Consider the following 18,177-nt stretch of genomic DNA (forward strand, 5'->3'; position numbering starts at 1 on the left):
CATTATGAACTGGGGTCATGCCATCATCATCGTATTCGTACTCTTCGCCATAGGCATTCTTACACTCGTTACCCGCAGTATGCAAACCCGCATCGATATGGTAACACCTGATTACTATGCCGAAGAGCTTAAATATCAATCTACCATTGACGCGCGCAACAACACCGGAGATTTGTCCGCTCCGGTGAGCGTGCGCCAGCCGGGCGATAGTATTGAACTAGCTTTCCCCGGCGAGCTGAAAGGCGCGCCGTTGCAGGGTAAAGTACACTTCTACCGTCCGTCCGATTCCCGCAAAGACTTTACCCTCCCACTCACACTCGACGATACCGGCAGGTTGCTGGTGAGCCGTGCGCAGTTCGAGAAAGGGCCATACCGCATAAAAATGCAATGGCAGTTTAACGGGAAGGATTATTTCCAGGAAACGCAATTCTACGTACAATGACCACTGTAATGACCGCCGCATGGCTACTTTCCGGCCTCGGGCTGGGTTTCCTGGGCAGCTTCCACTGCATCGGGATGTGTGGCCCCATTGCGCTGACGCTGCCCGTGCAGCACCTCAGCGGATGGAAAAAAATGGGCGGCATTCTGTTATACAACGCAGGCAGAGTAGTTACCTATATGTTGCTGGGTATGGTATTCGGCTGGCTGGGGCAGCAGTTTTACCTCGGTGGCTGGCAGCAATGGCTGTCAGTTTTCCTCGGCCTGCTGTTGCTGGCTGCAGTGCTCTTTGGCAAGCTGATGCCTTCCATGAAAATAGGCTTCGTGCAGCGTGCGCTGGGGCAGTTACTCAGCCGCCGGAGCACCAGTACTTTATTTGCCATCGGCTTCCTCAATGGCTTACTTCCCTGTGGCATGGTTTACATGGCCATTGCCGGGGCGGTGGCATCAGGAAGCATTTGGGGCGGCATGCTGTTTATGGGCGCTTTTGGTGCAGGCACTTTACCTGCCATGGCGGCCGTAACCTGGTTCAGCCAGCTCCTCGGCCTGCGTGGCCGCAAAGCCATTCGCAGCGCCATGCCTTATGTAGTAAGCCTCATGGCCGTACTGCTCATTCTCCGGGGCCTCAACCTCGGCATCCCATATGTTAGCCCCGAAATGCACCCGCATACAGAAAGAGTTTTCGAAAAATGCCATAAATGATGTGTTATGACCCTGCTTAAAAAATACCAGGTTGCCGCGCCACGCTATACAAGCTATCCCACCGTTCCTTATTGGGAAACAGGTGCATTTCAAGAAAGCGAATGGCTGGAAGGGCTCGGGCCCTCCTTTGCTTCACTGAACGGGGAAGATGGTATCAGCCTCTACATCCACCTCCCCTTCTGTGAACGCCTCTGCACTTATTGCGGCTGCAATAAATACATCACCGTTAACCACGATCACGAAATCCCCTACATCAATACCATCCTTGAGGAGTGGCGGCTGTACCTGGAGTATTTCCCGGAGCGCCCTCGCATCCGCGAAGTACATCTTGGCGGTGGCACACCTACCTTCTTCAGTCCTGCCAACCTCACCCGCCTGCTCAATGCCATCTTTGAAACTGCAGACGTATTGCCCGGTGCGGAACACAGCTTCGAAGGGCATCCCAATAACACCACAGCAGAGCATATGCAGGCTCTCTACGACCTTGGTTTCCGGCGGATGAGCCTGGGCATCCAGGATCTGGATGTCAATGTACAAACCATCATCAACCGCATTCAGCCGTTTGAAAATGTACGCCGCTGTGTGGAAGAAGCACGTTGCATCGGGTACACTTCCATCAACTTCGACCTCATCTACGGCCTGCCCCTTCAAACGCTGAAAAGCATTAAAAGCACATTCATACAGTGCATGCACCTCCTGCCCGAGCGCATTTCTTTTTACAGCTATGCACACGTACCCTGGATCAAAGGCAACGGACAACGGCTCTTCAGCGAAAAAGACCTGCCTGCAGGAGATGAAAAACGCGCACTGTACGAAATGGGCAAATCCATCCTCGAAAATTACTTCTACACCGAAATAGGGATGGATCACTTCACGCTCCCCGACGATTCGCTGTTTAAGGCTGCGGAAAACGGCAGCCTCCACCGCAATTTTATGGGATATACCGACCACCGCACCTCCCTGCTGATAGGCCTCGGCGTTTCCGCCATCAGCGATACCGGTAATGCATACACACAAAATGAAAAGTCCCTCGCCGCTTACCAGGAAAAAGTAAGGCAGGGCAAACTCCCCGTGTTCAGGGGACATATGCTTACGAAAGAAGACCTGCGGCTCCGCGGCCACATCCTCAACCTGATGTGCCGCTTCGAGACCAGCTGGAACCGGCAGGACACTGAGTGCGACGCCATCACCGAAGGCCTCCAGCGCCTGCAGGAAATGGAGCACGACGGACTTGTGGATGTTGAACCCGGTAAAGTAACCGTTACCCAAAAAGGAAAGCCATACATACGCAACATATGTATGGCTTTCGATGCCCGGCTGTGGCGGAATGTACCACAGACCGAATTATTTAGTAATGCAGTTTGATCAGATGTTGTCCAGCGGCCGGCGCTTCTCTTCCTTCAGTTGTTTGAAATGACTCGGCGTAAGCCCCGTCACTTTCTTGAACTGTCCGGAGAGGTGCGCCACACTGCTGTAGCCCAGCTTGTAAGCGATCTCGCTCAGCGTTAATTCGCCATACACCAGCAACTCCTTTACTCTTTCTATCTTTTGCTGTATGATAAACTGTTCGATAGTAGTGTTCTCTGTTTCCGAAAACAGTTTGCTCAGCATGTGATAATCCTTCTGCAGTTTCTGGGAAAGCAGTGTCGAGAAGTTCTCATTCATTTCATCCAGCTCGCCATAGTGCACCGTTTCCACCACAAAGTTCTTGATGGCTTCCACGATCTGCGTTTTACGGTCGTCCAGCAATACAAACCCTTCTTCTTCCAAAGCCTTTGCAATGCGCTGGGTGGCTTCCGCATCCGGATTGGTATCAAGTACTGCTTTACCGAGCGTTACATCCTGCACTTCCTGACCTTCATGCTCCAGCACGTACCGCACCATTTTGATACAGCGCGGGCACACCATGTTTTTGATATGTAATACCGTGCTCATGCTATTTTTTGAAGATGTTATACAAATTATACTCGTAGCGTACGAGGAAGCTTCTGTCCATCATACGGGCCATATCCCCGAATAACTGGGTACGGTAGCTGAGATCGATGCGCGAATTGCTGTTAATGATCAGCTGCACCGCAGGCGCCACGTCTACATAATAACCGCTGCGGAACTGATCGAGGTTTGATTTACCCAGCAGTTCCACATACAGGTTCAGGTTCGTTTGCTTATAGCTTTTATACTTGCGCGGCAGCAGCAGATATCCGGCAGACAGGGAGTAGTTCACTGCATTGCGCGACACGTAAGGCAGGTTATGCTTCATGTTGTTCATATACCTGTCGTACGCCAGGGTGCCCGAAATGGCAAGCTTATGCACCAGCTGCGTGGCTATCACACCAGCACTTACGCCGGAGGTCATGCCATCGAGGTCGAGGTCCTGGTTATTGAACGCTTCGGCGGTATGATCATGGTCTGGCCCCATAGGGGGAGCATAGGCATTATTGATGATGGAGCCTTTTGCGAATGCGGCCATCCGGAAGTGGGAATGCATATCATCGTTGGAAAGAAAACGATACTTGGCATAAAGGCTCGCGCCTTCCGCTTTAAACCGGTTTTCCATCACATTCCCGAAATACCCGCTGGCATGTACCATCAGCTTTTTGCTGATCCCAAACATCAGTTCCGGCTGCAGGCGGTAACCTGTATAGCTGGCATGATCCATGGGATAGAATTTATTAGTCAGCCGTATGCCAACAGAATTGGCGGGCATATTACTGGCGGGCTCAGTCTGTACATACAGTTCCTGAGCCTGCGCAGAAAGCCCCGCGCCTGCAAGGGCGAGGATTATTGTCAGTTGCTTCAGCATGAATAGCGATTAAATAGTAACGTGATAAACCCGGGTACCTGCTCCTTTCTTCCCTTCGCTGCAGCATGCTTCCATTTTACCGGTGTTAATGCAGCTCATTTTGGTGAGGGCAGCGTATTTCTTAAAGGATTTGGAAGGCAGGAAGTCGCGGTCTACAACCGTTACATCCTTTTCACCCGTAAGGGTCTGGGGCTTCACGTTCACGAAGTGGAGGGTTTGCCCGGCAAAAGGAATATGCGCATCGTTTTCCACTTTCACATTGTTGAAATCGGCGGTCATAACCAGTTTGCCTACAGAGAAGCCTGCACCTTCCACTTTCTGGCGTATCTGATCGATATTGACGTTGGCGCCGGGTTTGAAGTGAAGGATGAAGGTGGTGGCATTGAGATCGGTATCGATCTTATCCACGAAAGTCAGGGTTTTAAGTGCTTTCTGGGTTGCGTTGGAGCACATGGCGCAGGTGAGGCCTGCTGCCTGAAGAGAAGCTTTTTTATATTGTTGGGCGGAGGCGGTAAACGTAATGCCGGTCAGCGCCAGCGCAAAAAGAATAGTTTTCATTTTCCTTGATTTGAGGCCATATGGCCGGTTGAATACATAAAAATTCAATAACGGTTATCCTAAAAGGAAACCGCATCAAATCAGGAAGAGGCAGAATTGCTTGTAAAGGGGTATACCGGATAGCGGTGGAGCGTTAATAGGTGCCCATACGGAGAATACGGGTGCTGCGGTAATGGCTGCCTGCCATTCGGGCTGAATCAGCTCCGTAATAGCGGGAGAAGGGGCCGGTAAACCGGTCCCGGCTTTGGCAGCCTGGTGAGAATCGTCGTACTTCACGAAGTGGGCTTCGTCCTTACAGCAATCCCCCTTCGTTGGCATGCCGCATTTGTTGCAGCCATCGTCGTGAGAATCGTGCAGGTCTACCGAAGCCAGTTCCCCCATACAGTAATGCACGTTTACACTGAACCCGCTGGTTATCAGCGTGTACAGCAGTGCAATACAGATAGTGAGGAATTTCTTCATATCACAAATATACGTTTTTCTACGCACTCCGGCCTTAGTTCACGAACCACCAGCGGAGGCCTACGCGGAGCGCAAAGTCGTTGGAAGGGTAAAAAGGCGCATGGAAGTTATTATCCCAAAGGAAGGTATTGAGGTTCTCTCCCCTTACAAATGCGCTGAGCGATTTGATCCGGAAGTGAACGAACGCTGCGATGTCGGGCTTATTATTGATCTGCTGGAAGTTCTGGTATACCCACTGGCCGAGCACGGGCGAATAATCGTCGGCGTAATACGGCGTATTGTATTTCCCTTCCAGGCCGGTATAAAGGTTCAGGTTCTTGAACAGTTTAGCAGTGTAAGCCACCCGGAGGCGCGCCCAGAAGGTAGGCAGCTGCAAAGGGGCAGTACCTGCCAGTTGCTGAAAGGCCACATCACCATCAAAAGTGAAGCTCTTCACATCGAAGCGCTTGTAACCTACGAGCTGCAGCAGGTTGAAGGGCGAGCTGGTTTGGGCGCTGGTAGTGAAGCTGGAAAAGTAGGTGTAATTGGTATACAGGAAGTAATTGGCTGTGATATTGTACTTCAGTTTGCGGTTATCGGCCCTGAACTGGATCTGGGTGATATTTTCCTTACTCAGTGCGTTATTCGTCCACACTTTACCCCTGTCGGTGCCGAAGTATTTATATACATACGACGGTTCGCGGTTCACGTTCGAAGCCATCAGGCTGATGTTACCCAATGTTTCGTTGAGGAAGCGGCTGAGGCGGCCGTTAACGGCATAATCACCCGCATTCTCTCCAACCGGAAAAAGTTCCCCCCTCGCCTGAAGATCCCACCGCTGGTTGCGCGTCTTGTTCCGGTACTCACCATGCAGCCGGAGGTTGCTGAACGATGCCTCTCCTGCATTGAACTGGCCTTTGATGATCTCAAAAGCTGCCCCCACCCTGATGAAGTGGGCCTGGTTACCCCGCAGTGGGAACTGCATGAGCGATACGTCGTTACTCATAATACGCCAGCGGTGCCTTGTGCGGATGGTATCACCTGTATTCACCAGCGGGATATTGAAATCGTAGAAAGTACGGTAGTACAGAGAATCGGGCTGACTGTCCTGGAAGCGGTAAGTATTTTCCGTGTAAGTGAAGGTATGCTCCACCCTGAAAACGGGATCGAACTTATAATACTCCGTTGTATCGTTTACATGTACTGTATCTCCTTTACCCCAGTCGTATTGCTGGCGTACGAGGATGCTGGCTTCCTGGTTATAGCTTTTAACGGGGATGGCAGTGTTAAAGAAGGAGGAAGAACCGGGGTTGGAGCCGCCGAGGCGTACGGGGATAAGCCGCTGCTGGGTATACTCCGGGTTCTTCAGGTCTGCCACATTAACGATACCGCCATTCTCCCCGCCGTTGATCTTGTTGAGATAATAGGAAACGAAGAGGTGATAGCGTTTGTCCTGGCTGTTGTAATTGGCCGTTACATTATAGGTATCGTGGTTCGATGATGCGTTCTGGAAAAAACCAGGGCTGTTGATCTTCTTGTACTGGAAGGAGAAGTTGAACTTCTCGCCCCTGTTCTGGGTATGTTGTACGTTAATGATCTGTTCCTGCTTGGCGCCTATGAGGTAACCCAGTTCGGAATAGGGCCGGTTGGTATTATAGAATTTAGCTTTCTGGTGATTGAAGCCGTAGATATCGTAAGCATGGAACCCTGCGTCGAAGCCGGGTGTCATGATGGGTGTAAATATGAGATTACGGGCAGCGTTCCCGTTGTTACCCAGGGTCATGTAGGAAGCGGGATAGCCGAGGTAGTTCTGAGAAAAGTCAGCGATGGAGGAGTCGATCGTGAAATCGGTAGGCTCGCCGAGGTACCGGAAGCGGAGTGTGAGCGTATCGGGCTCATGATCGTGCTTCGTGGTATCGCGCTGCATGGAGGTATTGCCTCCGCCGCCACCGCGCATGGGAAGCCGGCCGGTATTGAATTGTGCCCTGAGGGCGGTGCCGGTACAAACCAGCAAAAGGAAAAGGATCGAGAATTGCCTCATCGGGATGATTCGTGTAAGGTCCGGCATATGCTACAATTGCCGGGCCAATTCGCTGAAAATATAAGTTAAATGCGGCTCGGCCGATTTGGCTGCCGCCAGTACCTCTTCGTGGGTGATAACGTTTTCCTCTTCCCGGATGCCCAGGTCGGTGATCACGCTCATGGCAAAAACACGGAGACCGCTATGAATAGCTACGATCACTTCCGGAACGGTGCTCATGCCCACGGCGTCGCCACCAATAATGTGCATGAATTTATATTCCGCCCGCGTTTCGAAGGTAGGGCCCTGTACGCCAACATACACCCCTTCGTGTAAAGGTATGTTTTTACCGGCGGCAATGCGTTTGGCTTCCGCAATGAGGACTTTGCTGTAAGGCTCACTCATATCCGGAAAGCGGGGGCCCAGGACGGCGTTGTTGGGACCGCGCAGCGGGTGCTCCGGCTGCAGGTTGATGTGATCGGTGATGATCATCAGGTCGCCCACCCGGAATTTTGCATTCATACCACCGGCAGCATTGGAAATAAGCAGGGTCTCAATACCGAGGGCTTTCATCACCCTTACCGGAAAGGTTACCTGATGCATGGATAGCCCTTCATAATAATGGTACCTGCCTGCCATGGCCACTACCGGCTTACCACCGAGTTTCCCGAGAATCAGTTTCCCGGAATGCCCTTCCACCGTTGCCGGCGGAAAATGAGGGATATGGTCGTAGGGGATCTCCGTCTTATCCGTGATCTCCCCAGCCAGGTTCCCCAGGCCGCTGCCAAGGATGATGCCTACGGCCGGGCGCTCTTTGGTAAACTGCTGTATGTAAGCTTTCGATTCGTTTATCTGTTCCAGCATATCCGGGTTTTATGCCCGGCAAAGTTAATTCTTCGTTGCATATCATCCGCCCTATCCAAAGAAATCCCCGGATTAAAACAATAATTGCCTAAATTAGCGGCCAAATTTGTATTCCGATGAATTTACACGAGTACCAGGCTAAAGAACTGCTGAAAAAATATAACGTACCAGTACAGGAAGGTATCCCGGTTGATACGCCCGAAGCTGCTGCAGAGGCTTACAAGCAACTGAAAGTACAGTTTGGAAACGAGTTTTCCGTTGTAAAGGCGCAAATCCACGCGGGCGGCCGCGGTAAAGGCAAGATCCGTGGCACTGAGCAACGTGGTGTGGCTGTGGGTAAAAACGCGGAAGATGTAAAAACCATCGCCGGTAACATTCTCGGCGGTACCCTCGTTACCATCCAGACCGGCGATGCCGGCAAGGTTGTCAATAAAGTACTGGTTGCACAGGATGTTTACTATCCCGGTGCTAACCCCATTAAAGAATTCTACCTCTCCATCCTCCTCGACCGTGCTTCCGGCATGAACGTGATCATGTACTCCACCGAAGGTGGTATGGACATCGAGGAAGTGGCGCATAACACTCCCGACAAGATTTTCAAAGAAAGAGTATACCCCGGCGGTAAGCTCGAAGCTTTCCAGGCGCGTAAAATCGCCTTCAACTTCGGCCTCTCCGGTGAAGCTTTCAAAAACATGGTGAAATTCGTAACCAACCTGTATAACGCATACGTTGGCCTCGATGCTGCCATGCTCGAAATCAACCCCCTCTTCAAAACCAGCGACGAGAAAATCATCGCGGTGGATTGTAAGATGAACCTGGACGATAACGCCCTCATCCGCCACCCCGAACTCGTTGCCCTCCGCGATATCACCGAAGAAGATCCTACCGAAGTAGAAGCCAGCAAACACAACCTCAACTTCGTGAAGCTCGACGGTAACGTGGGTTGCATGGTAAACGGCGCCGGTCTGGCCATGGCTACCATGGACATGATCAAGCTTTCCGGTGGTGAACCCGCTAACTTCCTGGACGTAGGCGGTACTGCCAACGCTCAAACCGTAGAAGCCGGCTTCCGCATCATCCTGAAAGATCCGAAAGTGAAAGCGATCCTCATCAACATCTTCGGCGGTATCGTTCGTTGCGACCGTGTTGCTCAGGGTGTGATCGACGCTTACCAGTCTATCGGTAACATCAACGTTCCCATCATCGTTCGCCTGCAGGGCACCAACGCTGCCGAAGCTAAAACCCTCATCGAAGAAAGCGGCCTGAAAGTTCAATCCGCCATCCTCCTGAGCGAAGCTGCAGCACTCGTAAACAAAGCAGTAAGCGCTTAAACGAAAGCATTACACATATTTTTCCGGGAAAGGACGGTCTGCATAAGACCGTCCTTTTTCATTATCCGCCAGCCAGTATTCCGCTGGCCCGGCCGCCGTTGTGTCACTCCCTTCAGCGGCACATGGCTGCTGCTCCCCGCATCTCCCGATCAGTTCCACCGCCAGCCCCTGTTCCCCGCCGCCCGCGGTAATTATGCACTCCTGCCCGAAAAAAAGACTACTTTTATAGTCCATCCTTACTTACTGCAAAACATGACGGCTCAACTGTAAAAGCAAGACAGCATGTTACGACTCCGTCAATTCTTCCTTATCTGCTCGGGCGCCCACCTGCCCCTGCTCCGCCGCGCACCTTCCGAAACCAATAAGTACGCCGGTATAGGAGCTACTATTTTCTTTACGGGCCTGTTTGCCGCCATTGCTGCAGGCTATGCCTTATGGACTGTTTTCCGTAATCCCTGGGCCGCCATAGGCTTCGCCCTTGTGTGGGGGCTCATGATCTTCAATCTCGACCGTTACATCGTTTCCAGCCTCAAGAAGCGCGACCGCTTCGGCAAGGAGCTGTGGATGGCCCTCCCCCGCCTCATCCTCGCCGTCATGATCGCTGTAGTGATATCCAAACCACTGGAACTGAAGATCTTCGAACGGGAAATACTCGCCGAACTTACCCTCATGGAACAGGAACAGCGCCAGGCCGAAGACTCCCTCGTCCGCAACGCCTTCACCGCCCGCAAAAGCGAACTGGCCTCCAGGATGGCAGCCCTCCAGTCCCAGATACAGATTCAAACTAGCCGGGTAGATACTTTACAACTCCGTGCCCAGCAGGAAGCCGATGGTACCGGCGGCTCACGCGTTAAGAACCTTGGTCCCATCTATAAAGCCAAGAAAGCCGATGCAGACAGCGCCGCCCTCGCCTTGCAGGCCCTTCAGTCACAACGTGCCGCACTGAACGCAGAAATCACTGCCGACGACGACAGCCTGGCCAGCCGCCTCACCGCCCTTGAACGTCATAAGCCCGATGGTATGGCCTCACGCCTCGAAGCGCTTGGCCGTATCACTAAAAAGAGCGCCCCCATCCAATGGGCCAACTGGTTCATCATGCTGCTGTTCATTGCACTGGAAACTGCTCCCGTACTGGTAAAGCTCATCTCCCCCCGCGGCCCCTACGATGATCTGCTCGATCAGCATGAGTTCACCTTCACCATGCACCGCAAAGAAAAGAAGGCCATCCTCGAAATGGAGACGGAGGCTCGCATCCGCAAAACCGAAGAAGAAAACGCGTACGTTTAGCATAAAGGGGATTTGTTATTCCCCTGAACTTTGCGTACTTTAAACATACTATGCAGGTACATCTCAAAACCATCCATGAAACGAGCGCAGCCGCAGGCTGGGCAGGGCCCCGCAGCCTGGTGATAGACCGTACGCCCCGTGCCGGCGGCCTTGGTATAGGGTTTAGCGGAGAAGAATTGTTTATGATGTCGATCGCTGCCAGCGTATGCAACAGCCTGTACCAGGAAGCAGCGAAGCGAGACATTCCCGTGGCGCATGTGGAGATAATCGTCAATGGCGACTGGGCTGGTGAGCCTGCACAGGCACGCAATATCCGGTACGACGTTAAACTGGAATCTTCCGCGCCCCGCGAAGCGGTAGAAGACCTCATCCGCAGTGTTGATCAGGCAGCAGACATTCCCCTGTCTATCCGCTCCGGAACGCCGGTAAAGCTCAATTCCATCGACGTACTGAAAGGATAGCAGCAACCACCCCTCTGCTTCCCCGGCGGCACCCAGCACCGGAGAGCATTTTATTTACACAAACTTCACAAAAACGACGAATCAACACTCAATATCCTCAAACGCCCATTAGGTCATCAGGCGGGGTATTTGTGACATAAAAAGTTCCTGAAAATATTGGCGTATTCACTTCAATGCTTCAGTGATCCTTCAGTGATCCTTCAGTGAACCTTCAGTCAAACACCCTCAAACCTATACCACCACTGAAGGATCACTGAAGGATGGCAGTAGGATGTCAGTAGGTTTTGCAAAACCCTTTCGAGCTTAAAAGACGCTTATAATGACTAATAATCAATGTGTTAGTATCAAATCTACCAGCTTTTGCCATGTTCTTCCCATGCAAGCAATTCCCTGTTTTTGAAATAATGTGAAAAAGCTTTTTCATTTACAATCTATACCAAATTCAAGCCTTTAGCACGCTGACAACGATTATTTGCATGTTCCATTCCGACTGTTGACAATGGTCTGTAAGTTTGGAAAACTACACTACATTTCTTACATTAACATAAACCCCTATTCAATGCGTACCCCTTATTTCCTCATAGTGTATCTGCTTTTACCGGGCATGTTCCGGCCCGCTTTGGCACAGCAGGACGTAAAGGCTCTGCTTTATTCTGCAGGCCAACAACTGGACGATGCCTTTCAACATTCCCGGCAGGGAAAACTGCTTACATACTATTCCCCGCAGGTGGTAGTGATGCCTGAGTTTCACAACATACTGTATGGTCATAAAAACACCGGGAGTTACTATGCCCATTGGCTGAACCGCACTACGTTTAATCAGCTGAACAGGAAAATTGTGGATGTTCAGTCTGCGGGACAAAATGCCATTGAAGCCGGCAACTATCAGCACAGGTTTGTGAAAACAGGAAGTGACACGGCAACCTATAGTGCCAAATACCTCAGGGTTTGGGACCTTGGGGATAAAAAGGCCCCGCAGATTATAGTGGAAGTATGGGGGTCCGTAAATTGGTTTGAGCGCTCTATATTGCCACAGATCCCTGATTTCCCATCTGCACCGCCTCCCTCTGCTGCTGACAATGAAACAGTATCCCAGATTACGGAACGCAACACGTTAATTAAGCGGTTTGTTACTGCAAGAGATGGAGTATCGCACGCTAAACTGTTTGCACAGGATGCCATCTATATGCCTTATTATGAAAACATGCACATCGGCATCGATAGCGTACATGCGTATTTTGTGCGCCACGAGCGGCCAGACAATCTGACGATCGACTCCCTTCAAATCCTGCATGCCAATATGATAGAGCTCGGTAATGGTATTGTGCTGGAAAATGGGTTTTACAAAGTGCGCTGGCATACGGCAGATGATCCTGCGGGCGGAACCGGTAGCGGGAAAAGCGTAAATGTCTGGAAGAAAAACAAAAGGGGGGAATGGATGATGTTCCGGCAGATGGTAAATCACGATTAGGATACCGGAATCAAAACCTTCAAAGGATACCTTCACAATATTCAGGAATAGATTTGATCAATGTAAACATTATCATGATTTCCCAAGAATTTATGTAAACATATTCAAGGACCAGCCGAAAAGGCCAAAGGCCGATTACAGGCCAATTAGAGGCCGATTACAGGCCGATTAGCGTCTTATGCAACAAGATTTAAGGGGAATACACCGCTGATTATCATTAGATTACAAGGATACGCGGGCAATAATGGGCAGGTTACAAGTAATTTAAAGCATGTAACAATCACATTATAAGCAGATTGCAAGCAAATTTTACCCAGGTTACAAGGAGCATACAACGGAAAATTACGGTTGGGTGTAATCGCTAACCTTGCACAATAGTGTGTCCTGAATTCATTTTATGCTGGTGTTATCCACCACAAGTTCCACTTCATATACCGGGCTGAAGAGGTATACCCTGCGCGTTTCGGTTTCCTCGCAGCGGATGCGCTTCCGGATCTTCTCTCCCCGGCGGAACACACGACCGTCTTTGGTTTTAAATAATTTACCCACGGGAATCGATTCTACGAGGTGGTGGTTTTCCTTCTGGCGGTCGTACCGCATGAGCACGCGCATGAGGCCTTCGTCTGAGCAGGAGGTGGCACCGGGATTGTGAAGGCTCTGGCGAACAGCGTTCTCCACGTCGTGGGGCATATAGCCTTTGCCGATGAACTCGCGGAGGATCTTTGCGTATTCGTTCTTCCATTCGCGGCCGTGGGCGGATACGCTGTGGCCGTAGACAAGAAAGGTGGTGAGATGGGCAATTTCGTGGAGCATCGTGAGCAGGAAGGCGTATTTATTCAGGCCTCCATTGATGCTGATACGGTGGCCTTTGCCCTGGTATGGGTGGCGGTAGTCGCCCAGTACGCTCTGGCGCTCGCGGGTGATGGTGAGATGCACCTTATATTCGGTGATGTATGCGATAACCTGCTCAAAGGTGCCTTCGGGCAGGTAGGCGGCCAATGCCTGTAAAGGATGTTCTTGCTTCAACGGTTACTCTGGTTTCTTGTGCCTGAGGCTGGCGCGAAACAGCTGCCAGGTTTCCAGCACGGTATACACAAGGTAAAAGAACAGCAGGATGAAGATGGTGGCTTTGCTGACCTGGCTCCTGTTGGCAATCACATAAGCCGCGATACCTACCACGCAGAGCATCAGTTTGCTCAGCGTGGAGGCATAAACGGAACGAACGAAAACGTTCGGGTTTTCAGCCGTAAGACCTTTACGGCTGGTGGAATAGCTGACCAGGGTAACGAGCGCGAGCACGATGTTGCCGATCATGAGTATAGGAAAATGCACGCCCATAGCAGCGAGCCATCCTTCCTTCAATATAAACAACGTACCTGTAATGGCTGCGAACACTGCCGCCAGCCAGAAAATAAATTTATCGGTCATGCCTGCTGGTATCTTTTACAATTTGCCACAAAAGTAGGCCTAAAGCGAGTAAAGAAAAAATGATCATGAACAGCGGGAACCCGATGTTCACTTTTTTATCCAGCAGGTAGCCCAGCCATAACGCCACACCGATCCCGGCCATCATCTGGAAGGCCAGCCCGGCATACCGCAGCAGCAGGTTAGACGGTTTCTGTTTCTTCCTGAACGATGGATCTTCCATGTTTTACATCTGCAGTGATTTCAGAAACGGTGCGCACCGGAGGAGCATCAGCCGGGTCCATATAGCAGCGGCCATTGAACTTAACGGTAGGCTCCATTTCAAAATGCGCAGTGTAAATATCCCCTTTAATGAATGCGTTGCCCTTCAGGAACAACAGGTCATCCACTTTAATAATTCCGGTCACTTTACCAAGAATGTCCGCGCTTTGGCAGATCAGGTCTCCCAGAATCTCCCCTTCCGGTCCTACCACTATCTTCGCTTTGGTAGAAACCAGGCCTGTTACCTGTCCATCGATCCGGATATCCCCTTCACACACAATATCTCCCTGAATAGTGGTTCCGTTGCCAATAAGGTTAATGTTGGAGGAAGGCATAATGCTCTTGCCTTCACTTTTCTTACTTTGGTTAAACATAGGTCAGAAGGTTTTTCTTTTAATAAAGATAATCTAAGATAGTGAAAAAATATTTAATAAGTACTATTCTCAACTTTAGGGACTTTCAGCATGGTAGTATCCAGCTGTATGTTGCCGCCGATAACATCTTTAAGGTTTTGCAGGTAGCGGTCGCGGGTGGAAATGGCGCGCTCCAGGGAGTCTGTTCTCATTTTCAGCTGCAGGAATTCCTTCCGCTGCTTCAGGTCGCCATATCCGGGGATGTAATACCGCAGCGGGGTAAATACCACCGTGGCTACTGTAATGGCCACCAGGAGCACAAAAAGGGTGCTCAGCGCCACGTAAACGCTCATGCGGGATAAACGGAAAGCCGTCACCTCCTCATAGGTATCATCGTTCATGATAACCAGCCGGTATTTGTGGTTCAGCCGGTCGAGGCTTCTTCCCTTATTTTTGTCTTCCGTAGCCATATTTCTGCAAAAATGTAAAGATTGAAGAAATTACCGAAATATCCATCAAAAATTCATAATTTGTAAATACGATTTCCGATTTGCCCCAAGTTAGCCTATATACGCGCAGTCCGAAAAAAAATTATCCTATCTTTAAAATATTTTCTCCCATAAAAAAGTTAATTAAGAAGTTATTACCGACCTGGCTTTACATGCATTGTTCTAAAATATCTCTATTACGCACCGCAGTGGTGGGATGGATGTTCGTTTGCGCTGCCACCACTACGGTTTTCGGCCAGGATCAGCCTGCTGCCAGGCCCGAGAAACCCCTTAAGGTGGAAGACCGGCGCCCCCCGTCCGAAAAAATGGCCGCAAAGCCCTTCACCGTCACCCGCCGGGTGGTTCAGAATACCGTGACCCGGTATAACTATTACTATCACGCCAAACTGAAGCTGGAAAAAGTGCTTACCGGCATCAACCGCCAGCGGCAGGATAACTATAATGTTTTTCTCCCCTTCTACCCTTTCACCGTAGATAAACTGAACCTCGATGTCAACGAACTCGACTCCGTAGTTCAGAAAGCCTCCGTAGCCGTTCAGATCCACGACCCCAGGGGCCGGTGGATAGACGATTGCTACCTCCTCGTGGGAAAGGCCTACTATTACAAAGGCGACTGGGAGAATGCCTTCAACACCTTCCAGTACATCAATACCACCTTTGCCCCTAAAAAGAAATCGGAATACAATACCGTGGTAGGCCGCAGTCAGGACGATCTCCTCTCCATTTCCAGCCGCGAAAAAGAGAAAACCTGGTATGCCCGCGAATTCAGGCATAAAGCTTCCCGGAACGATGCCTTCCTCTGGCAGGCTCGTACCCTCATCGAACAAAAGAAGCATGACGAAGCCCAGTCTCTCCTGAACATACTCGAATCCGACCCCTACTTCCCCCGCCGCCTCGACGGGCAGCTGGCCGAACTGCAGGCCTGGAAATTCTATAAACAGGGCATGTATGCAGAAACCATAGAGCCCCTGAAAATCGCTATTAAGAAAGGAAACAGCGGCCGTGATCAGAAAGCCCGGATGTATTACATCCTTGGCCAGCTCTACGCCTACCATAGCAAACCCGATTCTGCCATGACGGCTTTCCGGGAAGTGATCTCCCTTAAGCCGGATGCCACCATCGACTTCAATGCCCGCGTTCAGATCGCCAAAGCCAATACCAGGATAAACGGCGGCAGCCTCGAAGAAAGCATCAAAGCCCTTGAAAGCATGCTCCGTAAAGAGCGCTTTATCTCCTTCCGGGATGCCATTTACTACAATATGGCCGTACTCTGCGCCAACGACGATCCGGAACGTGCCATCGGCTACCTGGAGAAGGCTTTGCGTGTAGAAAGCGCTAACATGCTGCAGAAAACCTTGACTTTTAAGGGGATGGCGGATATCTACTACTTCCGCAAATCCTACCGCGATGCCCAGCGCTATTACGACAGTACCGCCTCCATCATGGGCCCCGATTTCCATGACGCCGAACTCGTAAATGCCCGTAAAGAAACTCTGGGTGCCGTAGCTGAGAAAGTGCAGATCATCCACGACGAAGACAGCCTTCAGCAAATCGCCAGCCTCTCCCCCGCCATGCGCGACTCCTTCCTCGTGAAGCAGGTGGCAGCTATCAAAGCCGCCAAAACCCCGCCTCCAGCCGAAGGCGGCAAAAAAGGCAGCAGCACCTCCGCACAAACACCTCCCGGATTTAACACGAACAATAACTTCAACAATCCCTCCTTTGGCCCCAGTAATGAAGGCGGGGAATGGTATTTCTATAACCAGAATAATAAGTCTACCGGTTTCAGCGAGTTTCGCCGCCGCTGGGGTAACAGAGCTCTGGGTGATAACTGGCGCCGCAGCCAGCAATCCGGAGCCCTTCTTGCCGGAAACAACAATAATACAACTCCCGAAGGGCAGACGGAAAATACAGGCAATACCAACCCTTCTATCGCCGATCTTCCTGCAGACAGCATCAATACCAGCCTCCTCGCAGGCCAGCTGCCCGACACTCCTGAGAAGCTCCAGGCATCCCGTGGCCGCCAGGAAAGTGCTTATTACGACCTCGGCAAGCTCTACAACGATAAGCTGGACGATACCCGTGAAGGTATTTCCACCTACGATACCCTGCTGAACCGCTTCCCGGATCATCCCCGCAAGGTAGAAGTGCTGTACAGCCTGTACGCCTGGCATAACAAGCTGAATCATAATGATCTGGCGTCCAAATACAAACAACAGATCCTTACCCAGCATGCCGGAACCCAGTACGCCAGTATCCTGACACACGGCCTGCAGAATAACGAAGACAAAGCTAAAACCCAGGCAGCGGCTTCTATTTACGAAGCAGCATACGAGGAATTCAGGAAAGGGAATTACGATACTATTTTCGTCCTGCGCAAAATTTCCGACTCTACCGTTGGCTATAGTTCCCTGCAGCCTAAATTCGACCTGCTGGAAGCCATGGCTATCATCAAAACCGGTACGGAAGACGAAGGCAAAGCCGCCATTGCATCCGTTATCACCAAATACCCGGGCGATGCTGCCATCCTGGCACAGGCTAAATCCATCCAGGAAGCCCTGGAGCGCCGCCAGCAGCTGACCGAATACCTCACCAAACTCGAAATTACCCGTGATAGCAGCGGCGTAACGCAGGTAGACGAAAATATCCGTATCCGCTACCCCTGGCAAACGCCGCAGCCGAATATGGCAGATTCCCTGGCCCTCAAAGCCAAACTGGATTCCGCCGCCGCAGCAGCAGCCAATATACCGCCTCCGCCGCCGGCGAAGCCTGTAACACCGTACCAGCTGGGGGCCGAAAAAGCATCCATCCCCCATTTCGTAGTGGTTCACTTCGACCGGGTTTCCAAAGTACTGATTGATGAGGCGGTGACCCAGTTCACCAAATACAATACCGACAAGCACCCGGCCAGCCAGCTGCAAACCAGCACCTATGCGCTGACGCCTACGGAAATCATGGTGATCGTCCGCCTGTTCCCTGATGAGAACAAAGCCCTGGATTATTTCGATGAAATTTCCCGCGTTGCCAGTGAAACCATTATCCCCCGGATACGGCCTACTGACTACCGGTTGTTCATCATTTCACGCGAAAACTTCATTCTGTTAAATAATACCAAAGACATAGACGGCTACCGCACATTCTTCAACAACAACTACATAACGGAATAATATTTGTAATACAAACCAGTAAGCTCATGCAACCCGGCCTATGAAACGCGGGGAAAATGCATATTTTTGCGCTAAACAGACTGTTTCAC

Annotated in this window: 19 protein-coding genes; 8 read left to right on the plus strand and 11 right to left on the minus strand. The window is 51.1% G+C overall.

Annotation, left to right across the window (positions count from 1 at the left end; genetic code table 11):
* Nucleotides 1–4: 4 nt before the first annotated feature.
* Genes DEV76_RS09445 through hemN form a run of 3 tightly spaced genes read left to right on the plus strand, consistent with a single transcriptional unit; the run spans nt 5 to nt 2,505 of the window.
* Nucleotides 5–442, plus strand: coding sequence for a FixH family protein (locus DEV76_RS09445; protein WP_109697626.1), 438 nt, complete (start codon nt 5–7; stop codon nt 440–442).
* Nucleotides 439–1,140 (plus strand): sulfite exporter TauE/SafE family protein, encoded by a 702-nt coding sequence (locus tag DEV76_RS09450; RefSeq protein WP_198651998.1) that lies wholly within the window; start codon nt 439–441, stop codon nt 1,138–1,140. The genes DEV76_RS09445 and DEV76_RS09450 overlap by 4 nt, the downstream gene beginning before the upstream one ends.
* A 6-nt stretch (nt 1,141–1,146) precedes the next feature.
* A complete protein-coding gene (gene hemN / locus DEV76_RS09455) occupies nt 1,147–2,505 on the plus strand; it encodes an oxygen-independent coproporphyrinogen III oxidase (RefSeq protein WP_109697627.1) in 1,359 nt (452 codons plus the stop codon).
* Here hemN and DEV76_RS09460 read toward each other — a convergent pair whose 3' ends face one another.
* From DEV76_RS09460 to DEV76_RS09485, 6 genes are all read right to left on the minus strand, one after another.
* Nucleotides 2,506–3,075 (minus strand): AraC family transcriptional regulator, encoded by a 570-nt coding sequence (locus DEV76_RS09460; protein WP_109697628.1) that lies wholly within the window; start codon nt 3,073–3,075, stop codon nt 2,506–2,508.
* 1 nt (nt 3,076) lies between these two features.
* Nucleotides 3,077–3,943: a hypothetical protein gene (locus DEV76_RS09465; protein WP_109697629.1), complete on the minus strand. Its 867-nt coding sequence runs from the start codon at nt 3,941–3,943 to the stop codon at nt 3,077–3,079.
* Nucleotides 3,944–3,952: 9 nt separating this feature from the next.
* Complete coding sequence (locus DEV76_RS09470) at nt 3,953–4,501, minus strand: heavy-metal-associated domain-containing protein (RefSeq protein ID WP_157962796.1); 549 nt, start codon at nt 4,499–4,501, stop codon at nt 3,953–3,955.
* A 75-nt stretch (nt 4,502–4,576) separates the two neighbouring features.
* Nucleotides 4,577–4,963, minus strand: a complete 387-nt coding sequence (locus DEV76_RS09475; protein WP_109697631.1) for an HYC_CC_PP family protein — start codon at nt 4,961–4,963, stop codon at nt 4,577–4,579.
* Nucleotides 4,964–4,997: 34 nt separating this feature from the next.
* Nucleotides 4,998–6,983, minus strand: coding sequence for a putative porin (locus DEV76_RS09480; RefSeq protein ID WP_157962797.1), 1,986 nt, complete (start codon nt 6,981–6,983; stop codon nt 4,998–5,000).
* Nucleotides 6,984–7,013: 30 nt separating this feature from the next.
* Nucleotides 7,014–7,826: a purine-nucleoside phosphorylase gene (locus DEV76_RS09485; RefSeq protein WP_109697633.1), complete on the minus strand. Its 813-nt coding sequence runs from the start codon at nt 7,824–7,826 to the stop codon at nt 7,014–7,016.
* A gap of 116 nt (nt 7,827–7,942) precedes the next feature.
* Between DEV76_RS09485 and sucC the strand changes: the two genes are divergently transcribed.
* From sucC to DEV76_RS09510, 4 genes are all read left to right on the plus strand, one after another.
* A complete protein-coding gene (sucC, locus tag DEV76_RS09490) occupies nt 7,943–9,157 on the plus strand; it encodes an ADP-forming succinate--CoA ligase subunit beta (RefSeq protein WP_109697634.1) in 1,215 nt (404 codons plus the stop codon).
* Nucleotides 9,158–9,439: 282 nt separating this feature from the next.
* Nucleotides 9,440–10,444: a DUF4407 domain-containing protein gene (locus tag DEV76_RS09500; protein ID WP_109697636.1), complete on the plus strand. Its 1,005-nt coding sequence runs from the start codon at nt 9,440–9,442 to the stop codon at nt 10,442–10,444.
* Nucleotides 10,445–10,494: 50 nt separating this feature from the next.
* Nucleotides 10,495–10,905 carry an OsmC family protein gene (locus DEV76_RS09505; protein ID WP_109697637.1) on the plus strand — a complete coding sequence of 137 codons (411 nt, stop codon included), beginning with the start codon at nt 10,495–10,497 and terminating at the stop codon, nt 10,903–10,905.
* A 559-nt stretch (nt 10,906–11,464) separates the two neighbouring features.
* Nucleotides 11,465–12,376 (plus strand): Cif family virulence factor, encoded by a 912-nt coding sequence (locus tag DEV76_RS09510; RefSeq protein WP_109697638.1) that lies wholly within the window; start codon nt 11,465–11,467, stop codon nt 12,374–12,376.
* 390 nt (nt 12,377–12,766) lie between these two features.
* Here DEV76_RS09510 and DEV76_RS09515 read toward each other — a convergent pair whose 3' ends face one another.
* From DEV76_RS09515 to DEV76_RS09535, 5 genes are read right to left on the minus strand one after another with little or no spacing between them, the layout of a single operon-like run.
* Complete coding sequence (locus DEV76_RS09515; protein WP_109697639.1) at nt 12,767–13,402, minus strand: SprT-like domain-containing protein; 636 nt, start codon at nt 13,400–13,402, stop codon at nt 12,767–12,769.
* Nucleotides 13,403–13,405: 3 nt separating this feature from the next.
* Nucleotides 13,406–13,804 (minus strand): hypothetical protein, encoded by a 399-nt coding sequence (locus DEV76_RS09520; RefSeq protein WP_109697640.1) that lies wholly within the window; start codon nt 13,802–13,804, stop codon nt 13,406–13,408.
* Complete coding sequence (locus DEV76_RS09525) at nt 13,794–14,024, minus strand: AtpZ/AtpI family protein (RefSeq protein ID WP_109697641.1); 231 nt, start codon at nt 14,022–14,024, stop codon at nt 13,794–13,796. The genes DEV76_RS09520 and DEV76_RS09525 overlap by 11 nt, the downstream gene beginning before the upstream one ends.
* Nucleotides 13,984–14,436 carry a bactofilin family protein gene (locus tag DEV76_RS09530; RefSeq protein WP_198651999.1) on the minus strand — a complete coding sequence of 151 codons (453 nt, stop codon included), beginning with the start codon at nt 14,434–14,436 and terminating at the stop codon, nt 13,984–13,986. Before DEV76_RS09530 ends, DEV76_RS09525 begins: the two co-directional genes overlap by 41 nt.
* A 53-nt stretch (nt 14,437–14,489) precedes the next feature.
* Nucleotides 14,490–14,885: a hypothetical protein gene (locus DEV76_RS09535; RefSeq protein ID WP_109697642.1), complete on the minus strand. Its 396-nt coding sequence runs from the start codon at nt 14,883–14,885 to the stop codon at nt 14,490–14,492.
* A 191-nt stretch (nt 14,886–15,076) separates the two neighbouring features.
* Between DEV76_RS09535 and porW the strand changes: the two genes are divergently transcribed.
* Nucleotides 15,077–18,088, plus strand: a complete 3,012-nt coding sequence (porW, locus tag DEV76_RS09540; protein WP_109697643.1) for a type IX secretion system periplasmic lipoprotein PorW/SprE — start codon at nt 15,077–15,079, stop codon at nt 18,086–18,088.
* The last annotated feature ends 89 nt before the right edge of the window (nt 18,089–18,177 follow it).

Origin of the sequence: Chitinophaga deserti (genome assembly GCF_003149455.1) — a bacterium.
Classification (GTDB): Bacteria; Bacteroidota; Bacteroidia; order Chitinophagales; family Chitinophagaceae; genus Chitinophaga; species Chitinophaga deserti.

Coding starts and splice junctions, on each gene's coding strand:
- DEV76_RS09445 (WP_109697626.1), top strand. CDS start 5: ATGAACTGGGGTCATGCCATCATCATCGTATTCGTACTCTTCGCCATA.
- DEV76_RS09450 (WP_198651998.1), top strand. CDS start 439: ATGACCACTGTAATGACCGCCGCATGGCTACTTTCCGGCCTCGGGCTG.
- hemN (WP_109697627.1), top strand. CDS start 1,147: ATGACCCTGCTTAAAAAATACCAGGTTGCCGCGCCACGCTATACAAGC.
- DEV76_RS09460 (WP_109697628.1), bottom strand. CDS start 3,075: ATGAGCACGGTATTACATATCAAAAACATGGTGTGCCCGCGCTGTATC.
- DEV76_RS09465 (WP_109697629.1), bottom strand. CDS start 3,943: ATGCTGAAGCAACTGACAATAATCCTCGCCCTTGCAGGCGCGGGGCTT.
- DEV76_RS09470 (WP_157962796.1), bottom strand. CDS start 4,501: ATGAAAACTATTCTTTTTGCGCTGGCGCTGACCGGCATTACGTTTACC.
- DEV76_RS09475 (WP_109697631.1), bottom strand. CDS start 4,963: ATGAAGAAATTCCTCACTATCTGTATTGCACTGCTGTACACGCTGATA.
- DEV76_RS09480 (WP_157962797.1), bottom strand. CDS start 6,983: ATGAGGCAATTCTCGATCCTTTTCCTTTTGCTGGTTTGTACCGGCACC.
- DEV76_RS09485 (WP_109697633.1), bottom strand. CDS start 7,826: ATGCTGGAACAGATAAACGAATCGAAAGCTTACATACAGCAGTTTACC.
- sucC (WP_109697634.1), top strand. CDS start 7,943: ATGAATTTACACGAGTACCAGGCTAAAGAACTGCTGAAAAAATATAAC.
- DEV76_RS09500 (WP_109697636.1), top strand. CDS start 9,440: ATGTTACGACTCCGTCAATTCTTCCTTATCTGCTCGGGCGCCCACCTG.
- DEV76_RS09505 (WP_109697637.1), top strand. CDS start 10,495: ATGCAGGTACATCTCAAAACCATCCATGAAACGAGCGCAGCCGCAGGC.
- DEV76_RS09510 (WP_109697638.1), top strand. CDS start 11,465: ATGCGTACCCCTTATTTCCTCATAGTGTATCTGCTTTTACCGGGCATG.
- DEV76_RS09520 (WP_109697640.1), bottom strand. CDS start 13,804: ATGACCGATAAATTTATTTTCTGGCTGGCGGCAGTGTTCGCAGCCATT.
- DEV76_RS09525 (WP_109697641.1), bottom strand. CDS start 14,024: ATGGAAGATCCATCGTTCAGGAAGAAACAGAAACCGTCTAACCTGCTG.
- DEV76_RS09530 (WP_198651999.1), bottom strand. CDS start 14,436: ATGTTTAACCAAAGTAAGAAAAGTGAAGGCAAGAGCATTATGCCTTCC.
- DEV76_RS09535 (WP_109697642.1), bottom strand. CDS start 14,885: ATGGCTACGGAAGACAAAAATAAGGGAAGAAGCCTCGACCGGCTGAAC.
- porW (WP_109697643.1), top strand. CDS start 15,077: ATGCATTGTTCTAAAATATCTCTATTACGCACCGCAGTGGTGGGATGG.